Consider the following 14,902-nt stretch of genomic DNA (forward strand, 5'->3'; position numbering starts at 1 on the left):
CGCGGTGTTCGGTGTTCCGCCCCGCGGTGGTCGGCCTCGGGCTCGTGGCCTCCTGTGCCCCGCCCCCTCAACCGACCTTCTCACCGGCCCCGTTCTCGCCCGCGCGCTGCTCGACGGCTCCCGCCGACTGCCCCGGGCCGGGCTGGGTGTGGCGGGTCCGCAGGTCGGTGGCCGCCAGAGCCAGGGCGACGAGGATGCTGGCCACCGCGGTGAGCAGCGCGAGCTGGATGGCGGTGACCGAGGATCCGTGGTTGGCGAGATGCGCGAAGTACACCGCGCCGACCACCGCGATCCCCGCCGCCGCGCCGATGCGCTGCCCGGTCTGGAACACACCCCCGGCCGCACCGGCGCGCCGGACGGGTACGAGGGTGAGCGTGAGCGTCGTGTTGGGCGCGACCGTGAGGCTCGAGCCGATTCCTCCGACGATCATCGGCAGGACCGTCGCCCACCCCACGTTCCGCCCCGGGACCAGTTGCACCGCCGCGACGACGCCGAGCAGGCCGAGCGCCACCATGCTCAGTCCGATGACGACGAGCCTGCGGCCGTGGCGGAGCACCAGCCGGCCCCCGAGGGCGGCGCCGATCGCCGAGGAGGCCGCGAAGGGCAGGGCCGCGACACCCGCGGCCAGGGCGCTGTAGCCGACCGTGTTCTGCAGGAACAGGGTGAACACGAAGAAGACGGAGGTGAGCCCCGCGAAGTAGGTGAGGCTGACCAGGGTGCCGAGCGTGAAGGAACGCAGCCTGAACAGCTCCAGGTCGACGACAGGGGCCCGCCCGAGGCGTCCCTGGCGTCGCTCCCACCGCCAGAACGCCCACAGCAGCAGCGCGGCCAACGGCAGGAGCGCCCACTTCCCCCGTCCCTGCCACTGCTGTTCCTGCACGAGGGGCAGCATCAGCGCGACCACTCCCGATCCGAGGAGCAGCACTCCGAGGAGGTCGAACTCCTCGTGCCGTGCCGCCGTCGGAGGAAGGCGGGGGAGGAACCGGAGCCCCGCGACGAACGCGGCCGCCCCGATGGGCAGGTTGACGAAGAACACCCAGCGCCATCCGTTCTCGGTACCGAAGGCGTGGATCAGCAGTCCGCCCGCGAGCGGACCCACCGCCGCCGAGAAGGCGACGACACTGCCGTGCAGGCCGAACGCCTTGGCCCGTTCGGGGCCCTGGAACATCTGCTGGATCAGCCCCGACGTCTGCGGAGCGATCACGCCGGCCGCGCTGCCCTGGACGAGCCGGAACAGCACCAGCCAGGCCGCGCTGGGCGCGAGTCCGCAGGCCACCGAGGCGAGCGTGAACATCGCGAGTCCGAAGAGGAGGGCCTGGCGGCGCCCGCGCATGTCGCCCAGTCGTCCCGCGGACGCCAGGGTGAGCCCGAAGGCGAGGGCGTACCCGGAGACGACCCAGGACTGTGCGGCCTCCGACGCGCCGAGCCCGTGCTCCATCGAGGGCAGGGCCACGTTCACGATCGAGGCGTCGAGCAGCGAGATGAAGCCCGCTGTCAGGCAGACGGCGAGCGCCTTCCACCGCCGGTCGTCGGGGGCGGGCCGGGTGAGTTCGGTGGTCATACGATCACGCTAAGCAGCCGCGGTATGTCTCACCACCGCACGGCATGTCATCGGGCGGTCGGTACAGGTCCGTCGCCGGTCCCTCGCCCGTGTCACAGCCGTCCGACGCACCGCCGGCCCGCGATGGGCCGTCCGGGAGGGGCGGTGCGGGGTGAACCACTGCCCGACCGTCACCTCCTGCTCGGATACTGCTCGCAGCACACCTTCACCGATTCACCGATCCGTGCGGCCGTGCGCGTTCAGCACTCCTCCTTCGGGTCGTCCCCGTTCAGCTTCTCCAGGTACCCGTGGGCCAGTGCCGTGGCGCGGACAAAGGCGGTCCATCTTCCTTGATCCCTTGGTACGTGAGATATTCGGTGCCGAAAATCTCTTGCATCGTGAGAGGTCCCTGGGGGCGGCACATGAGTCTGCACGACGAGGGTCACACGGTCGCCGGCTGGACCGGCGCCGGTATCGCCACGGTCGGGAGCGTTGTGGCGGGGCTGGGGGTGGTCACGTCCTCCGTGCCGGCTCTCGCCGGAGGGCTGGCGATCACAGCGGGGAGCGTCCTGGTCACCTGGTTCCTCCACCTGTCCGGCTGGGGCAAACCGCCGGGCGTACGACCCCGGGACCAGTGGGGGATGCGCGTCCGCGACACCCGGGCCAAGGAGGGCCATCCGGGGTGCGTGGCCTGTCGGCTGGCGGGGCGGGGCCACGGACCGGCGCGATCCTCGGCGCCCGAGGCGGTTCCCGCCGAATCGGCACCTCTGTCACCGGTCGAATAGACGCACGTTCCGCGAGCGGCGGTCGGTGATCGTCGCCCCTGGGGCACGGTCGGGAGTGCGCTCCGCAAGCACACTCCCGGCAATCTCCGGCCGTGTGCGCTCACAGCCCGCTGTCAGACCCGGGCCATACCCTCAAAAGTGATGGCACAGATGTGGAAGTGCTCGGGACTGCGTTGGTCGCCCGACGGGCCCGTGCTGGTGTGGGAGGGCGGGCGGCGCAGTGTGCTGCCGTGGGGGAAGAGGGTCGCCTTCGCGGTGCCGGAGGGGGGTGTGCGGACGTGTGTGGGGGCGCGGGGGAACGCCTGTCCGGTGCGGGCCGCGGTGTCGGGGCGGAGTACGGGGGCCCGGTGCGAGGAGTGTGCGCGGCTGGACCGGGCGCACTCCGTGGCCGCGGACACCATCGCCGACGATCCGCGGCCGTACCGGGTCTACCTGGCCTGGTTCGGGCCCGGCATGGTCAAGGTCGGCATCACCGCCGTGGAGCGCGGCTCGGCGCGGCTGCTCGAACAGGGTGCCGTCTGTTTCACCTGGCTCGGCACCGGGCCGCTGATGGCCGCCCGCCGCACCGAGGAGCTGTTGCGGGCCGCCCTCCAGGTGCCGGACCGGATTCCGTACGCCGAGAAGCGGGCCGTACGAGCGGTGTTGCCGCGGACGGAGGACGAACGGGCGGCCGAGGTGCGGGAGTTGCACGCGCGGGCCGTCCAGCTCGACCGGTGGCCCGAGTCGTTGGCCCAGGAGCCCTGCCGGCCCGTCGATCACGTGGGGGTGTTCGGGCTCGCGGACGCACCGGCGGCCCTCGGTGACGTCGTCGAGCTGGTGCCGGGCGGTGCCGTGAGCGGGGACCTGGTCGCGGCCGCCGGACCCGATCTGCATCTCGCGGTCGCCGGACGCGGGGTCGTCGTCCTCGACGCACGGCTGCTGACCGGGTGGGAGCTCGTCCCGCTGCCCGGGGCCGGCGCCGAATTCACCGTCCCGGTGCGGGGGTTCAGGAGGAAGGAGCAGGACGGGCTGTTCTGACCCGGGTGCGTACGGATGCGCGGGCGGAGCGGCTCCTGTGTGTTTCTCAGACAATTCACAGATTGCGGAAAGCCTTGTCTCAGAGGGCACCGACAAGGTGTCCGCCATGACCACGACCTCGCCCCAGGGGCGCACCGAACTGCTGAGGCCGGACGGGAGCCCCGTCCGCGTGCTTGTGGTGGACGACGAGCAGTCGATCACCGAACTGCTGAGCATGGCCCTTCGTTACGAGGGCTGGCGGATCAGGAGCGCGGGGGACGGGCAGGGCGCCGTACAGACCGCCCGTGAGTTCCGGCCCGACGCCGTCGTCCTCGACATGATGCTGCCCGACATGGACGGGCTGGCCGTGCTGGGCCGGCTGCGCCGTGAACTGCCCGACGTGCCCGTCCTCTTCCTCACCGCCAAGGACGCCGTCGAGGACCGTATCGCCGGACTCACCGCCGGCGGGGACGACTACGTCACCAAGCCGTTCAGCCTGGAGGAGGTCGTGGCCCGGCTGCGCGGACTCATCCGGCGCGCCGGGGCGGCCGACCGGCGGTCCGACTCCGTGCTGGTCGTCGGGGACCTCACCCTGGACGAGGACAGCCACGAGGTCTCGCGGGCCGGCCAGGACATCCACCTGACCGCGACCGAGTTCGAGCTGCTGCGCTTCCTGATGCGCAATCCGCGCCGTGTGCTCAGCAAGGCGCAGATCCTGGACCGCGTGTGGTCGTACGACTTCGGCGGGCAGGCCAATGTCGTCGAGCTGTACATCTCGTATCTGCGCCGGAAGATCGACGCCGGGCGGGAGCCGATGATCCACACGCGGCGCGGAGCCGGTTATCTGATCAAGCCCGCGGTCACGCCCGCCGCCTCATGAGCGGGCGACGGCGGCCGAGTCCGCAGCGGCAGCGGCGACTCGGACAGCCGCGCGCCCTGCGGACACGGCTCGTCGTCGCGTCCGTGGTGCTGATCGCCGTGGTGTGCGCGGTGATCGGCACCGTGACCACGCTCGCGCTGCGGACTCATCTGTACGACCAGCTCGACAACAAGGTCGGCGAGATCGCCATGCGGGCGACGGGCGGCGGGCATCCGCAGAACCCCGGCGGTACGGCACTCGGCGCCCCGGCGGAGCCCGACCCCTTGGCCCAGAGCGCCGACACGCCGGGTGAGCGGATCGCGCGCCTGCTCACCATCGGCCCGACGCAGCCCAGCACGGTCGCGGCGTACGTGCGCGGCGGATCCGTCGTCAGTTCGGGCAAGGCCGTGCAGGTAAACGACAGCTACAACAGGTTCCGCAGGATGGACACCGTTCCCCTCTCCGCCGCGCAGCAGCGGGCGCTCGCCCAGGTGTCGAAGGACGGCAGGGCGCACACGGTGGAGCTGCCCGGTCTCGGGGACTACCGCGTCCGCTACAAGCAGAACCCCGAGGGCGGTGACGCCTACTACGTCGCCCTGCCCACCAAGGACGTCGACGACAACATCGACACCCTGGTCCTCGTCGAGGTCTGCGTCACGGTGGCGGGCCTGCTCGCCGCCTCCCTCGCCGGCACCGTCATCGTCGGCGTCGCCACCCGCCCCCTGCGCAGGGTCGCCGCCACCGCCACCCGGGTCTCCGAACTCCCCCTGCACACCGGCGAGGTGAACCTCAGCGAGCGGGTCCCCGAGTCCGAGTGCGACCCGCACACCGAGGTCGGCCAGGTCGGCGCCGCGCTCAACCGGATGCTCGACCACGTCCACGGCGCCCTGCACGCCCGGCAGGAGAGCGAGACGCGGGTACGGCAGTTCGTCGCCGACGCCAGCCACGAGCTGCGGACCCCGCTCTCCTCCATACGCGGATACGCCGAGCTGACCCGGCGCGGCAGGGAGCAGGTCGGGCCCGACACCCGGCACGCCCTCGGACGGATCGAGTCGGAGGCCGGGCGGATGACCCTCCTCGTGGAGGACCTGCTGCTGCTCGCCCGGCTGGACGCCGGCCGGCCGCTGCAGTTCGAGCAGACCGACCTCGTCCCGCTCGTCGTGGACACCGTCAGCGACGCCCGCGCCGCCGGCATGGACCACACCTGGCGGCTCGACCTGCCCGACGAGCCGGCCCTCGTCCACGCCGACGCGGCACGCCTCCAGCAGGTGCTGGTCAACCTGCTGGGCAACGCCCGCGACCACACACCGCCCGGTACGACCGTCACCGCGCGCGTGCGGCGGAGCGGGCCGTGGACGTGCGTGGACGTCGAGGACGACGGGCCGGGCATCCCGCCGGACCTGCTGCCGCACGTCTTCGAGCGGTTCGCGCGCGGGGACTCCGCCCGCTCCCGGGCCACCGGTTCCACCGGTCTGGGTCTGGCCATCGTGCAGGCCGTCGCCGCGGCGCACGGCGGCGCCGTGACCGTGGACAGCGTCCCGGGCCGCACGGTGTTCACCGTGCACCTGACCACGCCCGCGCCCGCGCCCGCCGCGCCGCTGCCGGCCCCCGAGGCACACGGGCAACAGCACTCACAGGTACGGCACAGCGTCACCACACGGGCGCGACAGGGCAGGTGAGTTGAGTCGGTTCCATGCGAACCGACTCTTCTCCCGGCACCCTGCCGGCGCGGGAGCACCTCCCGGCCGGGGACGCCGGAACGCCTGTCCTGGACGTGGTGATCCCCGTCCACAACGAGGAGAAGGACCTGTGGCCGTGCGTGCTGCGACTGCACGCGCACCTCACCCGCACCTTCCCCTACGCCTTCCGCATCACGGTCGCGGACAACGCGTCCACGGACAGCACCCCGCAGGTGGCGGCACGGCTGGCGGCCGAGCTCTCCGGGGTCGCCCACGTCCGGCTGGAGCAGAAGGGCCGCGGGCGTGCCCTCGGGACCGTGTGGTCCGCGTCCGACGCGCCGGTCCTCGCCTACATGGACGTCGACCTGTCCACCGACCTCAACGCCCTGCTCCCGCTGGTGGCACCGCTGATCTCGGGCCACTCCGACCTCGCGATCGGCTCCCGGCTCGCCCGTACCTCCCGGGTCGTGCGCGGACCCAAGCGGGAGTTCATCAGCCGGACCTACAACCTGATCCTGCGCGGCTCCCTCCAGGCCCGTTTCTCCGACGCGCAGTGCGGCTTCAAGGCGATCCGGCGGGACGTGGCCCAGGTGCTGCTGCCGCTGGTGGAGGACACCGGCTGGTTCTTCGACACCGAGATGCTGGTGCTCGCCGAGCGGGCCGGGCTGCGGATCCACGAGGTGCCGGTCGACTGGGTCGACGACCCCGACTCCACCGTGCGCATAGTGAAGACGGCCACCGACGACCTCTTGGGCGTCTGGCGCGTCGGCAGGGCCCTGGCCACCGGCTCGCTGCCGCTGGACCGGCTCACCCGGCCCTTCGGCGACGACCCGCGCGACCGCGAGATCAAGGACGTGCCCGGGGGACTGGCCCGCCAGCTCGTCGGGTTCTGTGTGGTCGGGGGCCTGTCGACACTGTTCTACCTGGTGCTCTACAGCCTCTTCAGGCAGTTCTCCGGCTCCCAGGCCGCCAACGCGCTCGCCCTGCTGGTCTCGGCGGTCGCCAATACGGCCGCCAACCGCCGGCTCACCTTCGGGGTGCGCGGCCGGGGCGGCGCCGTACGGCACCAGGCGCAGGGCCTGGTCGTGTTCGCCATCGGACTCGCCCTGACGAGCGGCTCCCTGGCCGCCCTGAACACGGCCACCGGCAACCCCGCGCACTCCACCGAGCTGGCGGTCCTGATCACCGCCAATCTCGCGGCGACCGTCCTGCGCTTCCTGCTCTTCCGCGCCTGGGTCTTCCCGGACCGCCGCGAGCCCGACACGGAGCCGGACGGTGAGCCGGATCGCGAGCCGGACGGTGAGCCGGTGGTGGCGGCACATCACCCGTCCTCGCCCACCTACAGCACGACGGCCCCGTACGCGCCGCTCCCGCGGCGCCCGGTGCCGTACCCGCAGCCGTACCCGACCACCCAGGTCCGCGCCGGTCAGGCCGCGGACGACAGCCGGAGGGAGGCCACCGTGCGACCGCAGCAGGTGCGCCGCCCGCACGACACCGACCCGGGGGAGCCCCGATGACCACCCACTACGACCCGCCGGCCGAGCCGGCCCGGCCGGCCCCGACGGATCAGCCGGCTCGGCAGACCCCGGCCGCTCCCCCACCGGCCCCCGAGCCCCGGCAGCCGTTCGTACGGAGACTGTGGCGCGGCCGCCTAGAGGATCCGCGCTGGGCGCGCCCGGCCTTCCTCGGCCTGCTGGCCCTCACCCTCGTCACCTACCTCTACAACCTCAGCGCCTCCGGCTACGCCAACTCCTTCTACTCGGCAGCCGTCCAGGCGGGCAGCACGTCCTGGAAGGCGTTCTTCTTCGGCTCGTTGGACGCGGGCAACGCCATCACCGTCGACAAGCCCTCGGCCTTCATGTGGCCGATGGAGCTGTCGGTGCGGATCTTCGGCCTGAACTCGTGGGCGGTCCTCACCCCCGAGGTGCTCATGGGCGTCGGCACGGTGGCGGTCGTGTACGCGGCGGTACGGCGGCGGTTCAGTCCGGCGGCCGGGCTGATCGCGGGCGCGGTGCTCGCGCTCACCCCCGTCGCGGCGCTGATGTTCCGGTTCGACAACCCGGACGCGCTGCTGGCCCTGCTGACGTCGCTGGCCTGCTACTTCGTCGTACGGGCCGTGGAGGACGGGCGGACGAGGTGGCTGGTGTGGGCGGGGGTCGCGATCGGGTTCGCGTTTCTCGCCAAGACCCTCCAGGCCTTCCTGATCCTGCCGCCGCTGGCGGTCGTCTACGCCGTGTGCGGTCCGGTGAGGCCGCGCAAGCGGCTGGCGCAACTGGGCCTGGCCACCGTCGCGCTGGTCGTCTCCGGCGGCTGGTGGGTCGCGGTCGTCGAGCTGTGGCCGGCCTCCTCCCGCCCCTACATCGGCGGTTCGCAGAACAACAGCTTTCTGGAGCTGACCTTCGGCTACAACGGCCTCGGCCGGATCAGCGGCGACGAGACCGGCAGCGTCACAGGAGGCGGCGCCGGCCCCGGTGGCGGTGCGGGCGGCACCGGTCGCTGGGGCACCACCGGCTGGGACCGGATGTTCGACTCCGAGGTCGGCAGCCAGATCTCCTGGCTGATCCCGGCCGCGCTGATCCTGCTGGTCGCGGGCCTGTGGGCGACGAGGAAGGCACGGCGTACGTCCGTCACGCGCGCCTCGTTCCTGGTGTGGGGCGGCTCGCTGCTGATCACCATGGCGGTCTTCAGCTACATGGCCGGCATCTTCCACCAGTACTACACGGTGGCCCTCGCCCCCTACGTCGCCGCCGTGTCCGGCATGGGCGCCGGGCTGCTGTGGGAGCGGCGCAAGGAGACCTGGGCGTCGCTCACGCTTGCCGCCTCCGTGGTGGCCGCCGCGGCCTGGGGGTACGTCCTGCTCAACCGCACCTTGGACTATCTGCCCTGGCTGAAGTGGCTGGTCCTGATCGGAGGGCTCGGGGCCGCGTTCGGCCTGCTCTTCGCCGGCCGGATCCCGCGGCGGCTCGCGCTCGGTGCGGCGGCGGCCGGCCTGGTGGCCGCGCTCGCGGGTCCGACGGCGTACACCCTCAGCACAGTGAACTCCGCACACACCGGCTCCATCCCGACGGCCGGTCCGGCGGGCGCGAGCATGATGGGATTCGGCGGCGGCCGGCCCGGCGGGGCCAAGGCCGGCGACGGCGGCGACGGTGGCTTCGGTGGTGGAATGCGGGGCGGCTTCGGCGGCGGCGGTATGCCGGGCCAGCAGGGCGGGCAGGGTCTGCCGGGCGGGCAGAACGGCAACGGGAACATGCCGAATCCGGGCCAGGGCTTCCCGGGCGGTGGCATGCCGGGCCAGAACACCGACGGCCGGGGCGGTGTCATGGGCGAAGGCGGCCGGATGGGCGGCGGCGGCGCGGGCGGCCTGCTGAACGGCGCGGACGTCGGCTCCGCCGCCAAGAAGCTACTGGAGAAGGACGCCGGGAACTACACCTGGGTCGCCGCCTCCCTCGGCTCCCAGAACGCCGCGAGCTACCAACTGGCCACCGGTGAACCGGTGATGGCGATCGGCGGCTTCAACGGCACCGACCCCTCCCCGACGCTCGCCCAGTTCAAGAAGTACGTGGCGGACGGAAGGATCCACTACTTCATCGCGGGCGGCGGATTCGGCGCGGGCGGAGGCTTCGGCGGTCGTGAAGCCGGCGGCGGCAGCGGTGGCGGCTCCACCGGTTCGCAGATCAGCTCGTGGGTCGAGAGCACCTTCAAGAAGGTGACGGTCGGCTCGGCCACGTTCTACGACCTCACGCAGAAGGCGAGCGGCTGAGACAGCTGAGACCGAAATCTGCTGGGGGCGGTGCTCAGCTCGTCCGTCGCCTCGGGGCAGTCGCTGTCGGCCGGGCTCGGGGCGGGGCAACTGGTGGGCGCCGTCGCCGTGCTGGCCGGTGGAGTGCTGGCCGTGGGGTTGCTGCGGCGGGCGGAGCGGAAGGTCGCCTGAAAGCTGTCGCGCCGTTCCCCGCGCCCCTCAGGTTCGTCGCGGCCCTAGCATCTGGAGAAGTGGCCGGAGTTTCAGGAGGGTGCGCCGATGGCGAAGTCAGCTGCGCGTGGCAGTGTCTGGCTGGGAGGCAAGACGCGGCGCGGCGGGCGTAACGCGCAGCCCTCCGGTCTCGACCGGGAGCGGATCACCGCGGTGTCCGTACGGCTGCTGGACGCGGAGGGGCTGCAGAAGTTCTCCATGCGGCGGCTGGCCGGTGAGCTGAACGTCACCGCGATGTCCCTGTACTGGTACGTCGACACCAAGGACGATCTGCTCGAACTCGCCCTGGACGCCGCCTTCGGCGAGCTCTTGCTGCCCGACCTGGAGGACACCGGTGCCGACTGGCGTGATCAGCTGCGGGGGCTGGCCACCGAGTACCGTGCGCTGCTGGTGCGGCACCCCTGGCTGTCCCCGCTCGCCGGGCGCTATCTCAACATCGGCCCGAACTCGCTCGCCTTCTCCCGTGTGGTGCAGCGGGTCGTTCGCCGGGCGGGGCTGCCCGCGCACGGGGTGACGGGGGCGATCTCGGCCGTCTTCCAGTTCGTGTACGGCTACGGCACCATCGAGGGCCACTTCTTCGCCCGGATCGCGGACACCGGGCTGAGCGCGGACGAGTACCACGAACAAGCCATGCGCATGGTTGCCGAGGCCCCGGAGACCGCCGAGGTCATCCACGAGTCGGAGGACATCATGGCGGCCCGGGGCGGGGACACGGTCGCCGAGATGATGGACCGGGACTTCACCTTCGCCCTGGACCTCCTGATCGCCGGCATCGAGGCGATGGTGGCCAGAAGCGGCACCTGAAGCGCTCCGGGGGCGAAGCCCCGACCGCTCAGTCCTCCGCGAGCCGGGCGGGGAAGCCGCCGGTGGCGACGGGGCCCCAGCGCTCCGGTGTCACCCGGATGATCGACTTGCCCTGCTTGGCCATCGCCTCCCGGTACTCGTCCCAGTCGGGGTGTTCACCGGCGATGTTGCGGAAGTACTCGACCAGCGGCTCGACGGACTCGGGGATGTCGAGGACCTCGGCGGTGCCGTCGATCTGGACCCAGGGGCCGTCCCACTCGTCGCTGAGGACGACCAGGCTGACGCGCGGGTCGCGCTTGGCGTTGCGGGTCTTGGCGCGCTCGGGGTAGGTCGAGACCACGACGCGCCCCGAGTCGTCGACCCCGCAGGTCAGCGGGGAGGCCTGCGGGGTGCCGTCGGAGCGGCGGGTGAGCAGCAGGGCGCGGTGGCGGGGCCGTACGAAGTCCAGCAGTTCGTCCCGTGATACACGCGTGTTGGTCGCGATGTTCGGTGCCATGGCCGCAGCCTAGGGGCAGCCGCCCGGGATGTGCCTGACCCTGCTGTGCCGAGGGGGTGTCGTTTGGATCATCCCGGCGTCGCGGGGTCTGGCACGCACATCTGCGGCGTTGTCGTCGATCGCCGACTCCCCCACGCTCGGCTTCTCCCCCACTCTCGGCTTCGCTCGAGCGAGAGGGACCCCCATCGCGGGGGGACCCCCATCGCGTCGACTCACTCCTCCGCCTTGCAGCTGCACGCACCAGACCCCGCTCGGGTCGGCCAGGTCCGCACCGTTCGTCACGGCCGGCCTGATCCGAACGACACCCCCTAGGCCCCCGGCAGCGCGTCGCCCTGGACCGCCTGGATGTCCAGCTCGATCCTGAGGGTCGTGCCGATGGCGGCGATGCCCGCCTGGAGGACCTGGTTGTAGTTCATCGCGAAGTCCTCGCGGTGCAGTTCGGCCGTCGCGCGGAACGCGGCCCGGGTGCCGCCCCACGGGTCGGCGCCGGTGCCGAGGTAGGCCAGGTCCAGGTCGACCGGCCGCAGGATCCCGCGCATCGACAGCTCGCCGTGCACCGTCCAGCGGTCCGGACCGGCCTGCGTCAGGCCCGTCGAGCGGTACGTGATCTCGGGGTACCGCTCGACGTCGAGGAAGTCGGCGGAGCGCAGGTGCGTGTCGCGCATCCCGTTGCCGGTGTCGATGGACTCGGCCCGGATCACCGCCTCCACCCGGGACTTGGCGATGTCGTCCGGCGCGATCTCGATCGCCCCGCCGAACTCCGTGAACCTGCCGTGCACGCTGGAGATCCCCAGGTGCTGGGCGACGGCGGCGACGGAGGAGTGGACCGGGTCGACGGTCCACGGGCCGGGCGGCGGCAGTTCGGTGCCGCCCTGCCGGGCCAGCGTCACCGCGCCCACCTCGGCCCGGCCACTGGCGGTGACGATCGCGCTGGAGGCGGCGGGAGCGTACCCGACGGCGGTCACGATCACCGTGTACGCGCCCGGTGCCAGCTCGGTGGTGTCCCGCACCGCTCCCTCGGCGTCGGCCTCGGCCCGCAGCACCTGCGTGCCGGTCATGTCGGTCACCGTGACGACCGCGTGCGACACGGCCCATCCGTCCCGGGTGCGGATCCTCGCGGTCAGTCCCATCCCGTTTTCTCCCTGCAAGGAACTACGAACACTTACAAAACGGTCGTAAAACATCCGGCCCGTGGTGCGCGCATGGCGGTGCGCGCACCACGGGCCGGTGGTCGAACTACTCCCCGGGGTGGGCGAGTTCGATGTCGTGGCCGTCGGTGCCGGGGCCGGCGACGGTCAGCGCGGTGGCGACCGGCGGGTAGCCCGTGGCGATGACGGTGTACTCGCCGACGTTCAGGTCGGTGAAGGCGTACGCCCCGTCGGTGCCGGTGGTGGCGGTGCCGACCACGTTGCCCGCCGCGTCCACGAGGGTCACGCGGGCGTCGGCCAGCGGACCGTGCGGGGCGTGGACGACACCCTGCAGCCGGGCGCCCGCGTCCAGGGCGACCTCGATCCGGGTGATCCCGGTGGTCGCCACCTCGACCGGCAGCGCCCGCGGCCTGAAGCCGCTCGCGTTGACCGCGACGGTCACCACGCCCGGCACCAGGTCGGTGAAGGCGAACTCGCCCTGCTCACCGGTGGCGGTGCTGGCCAGCAGGTCCCCGCGCACATCGGTGACGATCACCATGGCGTCCTTGACCGGCAGCGCGCTCCCGGTCGCCCGGACCACACCGGTCAGGCCGCTGGTGCCGCTGAGCAGGATGTCGTACGCCAGCGGCTCCTCGCCCACCACGATCGTGGAGGCCTGCGGCTGATAGCCGTCGGCGGAGGCGATCAGCACGTACGAGCCGGTGCCCGGGGCGGCCAGCGCGTAGGAACCGTCGGCCTGGGCGACCGAGCGGCCCAGCTGGCGGCCGGACAGCGAGATCAGCGTGATCGCGGCCTGCGGGACCGGGGCGCTCTCGGCGCCGCGGACGTAGCCGTGCACCGGGGTGCCGCCGGTGCCGGCGGAGCCGGGTTCGGCGAGGGCGACGGCGGTGAGCTGCGTGGCCGCGCTCGCCGCGGTGCCGTTCTCGTCGGCCGCGGGGACGGCCCAGCCGGGCACCCGCTCCTGGGCCGGAATCTCGGTGGTGGTCTCCACGGCGGCGGCCTCGGCGGCCGTGGTCTCACCGTCGGCGGCCTGCGCCAGCGCGCCCTTGGTCTTCAGCGGGACCTCCTTGATGAACAGCGTGATCAGGAAGGCGACGGCGGCGAGGGCGGCCGCGATGAGGAAGACGTCGGCGATGCCGTGGCCGTAGGCGCTCTCCAGCAGCGTCCGGATGGGCTTCGGCAGCGCGTTCATGTCCGGGATGCTGTCGGTGGAGCCCGACCCGGCCAGGGCGGCCTGGTACTTGGGGCTCAGCGCGGAGATGCCGTCCTGGACGTAGTGCGTGATCCGGTGGGACATCACCGCGCCGAGGGCGGAGACGCCGACCGCACCGCCGAGGGAGCGGAAGAAGGTGACCGTGGAGCTGGCCGAGCCGAGGTCCGAGGGAGCCACCTGGTTCTGGGTGGCGAGGACCAGGTTCTGCATCATCATGCCGATGCCGAGACCCAGCAGGGCCATGAAGATGGCCATCTTCCAGTAGTCGGTGTCGTACCGGATGGTGCCCAGCAGGCCCAGGCCGGCCGTCACGAGCACGCCGCCGGTGACCAGCCACCCCTTCCAGCGGCCGGTACGGGTGATGAACTGACCCGAGACGGTCGAGGAGATGAACAGACCACCGATCATCGGGATGGTCAGGACACCGGACATCGTCGGGGACTCGTCGCGGGCCAGCTGGAAGTACTGGCTGAAGAACACGGTGCCGGTGAACATCGCGACACCGACGAACAGCGAGGCGAGGGACGCGAGCGTGATCGTGCGGTTGCGGAACAGCCGCAGCGGGATGATCGGCTCGCTGGCCTTGGCCTCGACGAGGACGAACAGCGCGCCGAGGACGATCGAGCCGCCGACCATGGCGTAGGTCTGCCACGAGATCCAGTCGTACTTGTCACCGGCGAAGGTGACCCAGACCAGCAGCAGGGAGACGGCGGCGGAGACGAAGAACGCGCCGCCCCAGTCGACCTTGACGTCCCGCTTGACCACGGGCAGGTGCAGGGTCTTCTGCAGGACGATCAGCGCGATGACCGCGAAGGGGACGCCGACGTAGAAGCACCAGCGCCAGCCGAGCCACGAGGTGTCGGTGATGACACCGCCGAGCAGCGGGCCGCCGACGGTGGCGACCGCGAAGGTGGCGCCCAGGTAGCCGGAGTAACGGCCGCGCTCACGCGGGGAGATCATCGCGGCCATGACGATCTGGGCCAGGGCGGACAGACCGCCGACGCCGATGCCCTGAACGACACGGCACGCGATCAGCATGCCGGCGTTCTGCGACAGACCGGCGGCCGCAGATCCCAGGACGTAGATGACCAGGGCTATCTGGACGAGCGCCTTCTTGCTGTACAGGTCGGCGAGCTTGCCCCACAGGGGAGTGGTCGCCGTCATCGCCAGCAGGGACGCGGTGACCACCCAGGTGTAGGCGGACTGGCCGCCGCCGAGGTCTCCGATGATGTGCGGCAGGGCGTTGGAGACGATCGTGGACGACAGGATCGCCACGAACATGCCGAGCAGCAGCCCGGACAGGGCCTCCATGATCTGCCGGTGGGACATCGGGGCGTGCCCGGAGGCCCCCTGGGAGCCTCCCCCGTGCTTGGCGTGAGCCCGCACACCGGCTGGTGTGGTCGTTGCCATGG

The 14,902-nt window shown here is 72.0% G+C and carries 12 protein-coding genes; 8 read left to right on the forward strand and 4 right to left on the reverse strand.

The genetic code is table 11. The features are described 5' to 3' along the window. Positions 1–67: 67 nt before the first annotated feature. A complete protein-coding gene (locus tag ACWD5D_RS07685) occupies positions 68–1,561 on the reverse strand; it encodes an MFS transporter (protein ID WP_451371882.1) in 1,494 nt (497 codons plus the stop codon). Positions 1,562–1,962: 401 nt separating this feature from the next. On the opposite strand from ACWD5D_RS07685, the gene ACWD5D_RS07690 reads away from it, so the two are divergent. The 8 genes from ACWD5D_RS07690 (at position 1,963) to ACWD5D_RS07725 (ending at position 10,633) form a co-directional block, all read left to right on the forward strand. Next, complete coding sequence (locus tag ACWD5D_RS07690; RefSeq protein WP_451371883.1) at positions 1,963–2,325, forward strand: HGxxPAAW family protein; 363 nt, start codon at positions 1,963–1,965, stop codon at positions 2,323–2,325. A gap of 141 nt (positions 2,326–2,466) precedes the next feature. Then, entirely contained in the window at positions 2,467–3,342 is an 876-nt protein-coding gene (locus ACWD5D_RS07695; RefSeq protein ID WP_451371884.1) for a DUF2797 domain-containing protein, read from the forward strand. A 106-nt stretch (positions 3,343–3,448) separates the two neighbouring features. Further along, positions 3,449–4,201, forward strand: coding sequence for a response regulator transcription factor (locus ACWD5D_RS07700; protein ID WP_451371885.1), 753 nt, complete (start codon positions 3,449–3,451; stop codon positions 4,199–4,201). Then, on the forward strand, positions 4,198–5,859 hold the full coding sequence (locus tag ACWD5D_RS07705; RefSeq protein WP_451371886.1) for an ATP-binding protein: 1,662 nt from the start codon (positions 4,198–4,200) through the stop codon (positions 5,857–5,859). Before ACWD5D_RS07700 ends, ACWD5D_RS07705 begins: the two co-directional genes overlap by 4 nt. Positions 5,860–5,873: 14 nt before the next feature. Then, a complete protein-coding gene (locus ACWD5D_RS07710; protein ID WP_451371887.1) occupies positions 5,874–7,376 on the forward strand; it encodes a glycosyltransferase in 1,503 nt (500 codons plus the stop codon). Continuing rightward, positions 7,373–9,619: an ArnT family glycosyltransferase gene (locus ACWD5D_RS07715; protein WP_451371888.1), complete on the forward strand. Its 2,247-nt coding sequence runs from the start codon at positions 7,373–7,375 to the stop codon at positions 9,617–9,619. Before ACWD5D_RS07710 ends, ACWD5D_RS07715 begins: the two co-directional genes overlap by 4 nt. A gap of 30 nt (positions 9,620–9,649) precedes the next feature. Next, positions 9,650–9,790, forward strand: coding sequence for a hypothetical protein (locus tag ACWD5D_RS07720; protein WP_451371889.1), 141 nt, complete (start codon positions 9,650–9,652; stop codon positions 9,788–9,790). A gap of 87 nt (positions 9,791–9,877) precedes the next feature. Continuing rightward, positions 9,878–10,633 (forward strand): TetR/AcrR family transcriptional regulator, encoded by a 756-nt coding sequence (locus ACWD5D_RS07725; protein WP_451371890.1) that lies wholly within the window; start codon positions 9,878–9,880, stop codon positions 10,631–10,633. Positions 10,634–10,661: 28 nt separating this feature from the next. Here the strand turns inward: ACWD5D_RS07725 and ACWD5D_RS07730 are convergent, their stop codons facing one another. The 3 genes from ACWD5D_RS07730 to ACWD5D_RS07740 form a co-directional block, all read right to left on the reverse strand. Then, complete coding sequence (locus tag ACWD5D_RS07730) at positions 10,662–11,129, reverse strand: PPOX class F420-dependent oxidoreductase (RefSeq protein WP_451371891.1); 468 nt, start codon at positions 11,127–11,129, stop codon at positions 10,662–10,664. Positions 11,130–11,437: 308 nt separating this feature from the next. Beyond that, positions 11,438–12,259: a YceI family protein gene (locus ACWD5D_RS07735; protein ID WP_451371892.1), complete on the reverse strand. Its 822-nt coding sequence runs from the start codon at positions 12,257–12,259 to the stop codon at positions 11,438–11,440. Positions 12,260–12,365: 106 nt separating this feature from the next. Beyond that, positions 12,366–14,900 (reverse strand): MFS transporter, encoded by a 2,535-nt coding sequence (locus tag ACWD5D_RS07740; RefSeq protein WP_451371893.1) that lies wholly within the window; start codon positions 14,898–14,900, stop codon positions 12,366–12,368. Between the last annotated feature and the right edge of the window lie 2 nt (positions 14,901–14,902).

Source organism: Streptomyces sp. NPDC002520 (assembly GCF_053595235.1).

Excerpts from the sequence above, each read along its gene's own strand:
- ACWD5D_RS07700 (WP_451371885.1), top strand. The coding sequence starts at position 3,449 with ATGACCACGACCTCGCCCCAGGGGCGCACCGAACTGCTGAGGCCGGAC.
- ACWD5D_RS07725 (WP_451371890.1), top strand. The coding sequence starts at position 9,878 with ATGGCGAAGTCAGCTGCGCGTGGCAGTGTCTGGCTGGGAGGCAAGACG.
- ACWD5D_RS07715 (WP_451371888.1), top strand. The coding sequence starts at position 7,373 with ATGACCACCCACTACGACCCGCCGGCCGAGCCGGCCCGGCCGGCCCCG.
- ACWD5D_RS07695 (WP_451371884.1), top strand. The coding sequence starts at position 2,467 with ATGGCACAGATGTGGAAGTGCTCGGGACTGCGTTGGTCGCCCGACGGG.
- ACWD5D_RS07685 (WP_451371882.1), bottom strand. The coding sequence starts at position 1,561 with ATGACCACCGAACTCACCCGGCCCGCCCCCGACGACCGGCGGTGGAAG.
- ACWD5D_RS07740 (WP_451371893.1), bottom strand. The coding sequence starts at position 14,900 with ATGGCAACGACCACACCAGCCGGTGTGCGGGCTCACGCCAAGCACGGG.
- ACWD5D_RS07730 (WP_451371891.1), bottom strand. The coding sequence starts at position 11,129 with ATGGCACCGAACATCGCGACCAACACGCGTGTATCACGGGACGAACTG.
- ACWD5D_RS07705 (WP_451371886.1), top strand. The coding sequence starts at position 4,198 with ATGAGCGGGCGACGGCGGCCGAGTCCGCAGCGGCAGCGGCGACTCGGA.
- ACWD5D_RS07690 (WP_451371883.1), top strand. The coding sequence starts at position 1,963 with ATGAGTCTGCACGACGAGGGTCACACGGTCGCCGGCTGGACCGGCGCC.
- ACWD5D_RS07710 (WP_451371887.1), top strand. The coding sequence starts at position 5,874 with ATGCGAACCGACTCTTCTCCCGGCACCCTGCCGGCGCGGGAGCACCTC.
- ACWD5D_RS07735 (WP_451371892.1), bottom strand. The coding sequence starts at position 12,259 with ATGGGACTGACCGCGAGGATCCGCACCCGGGACGGATGGGCCGTGTCG.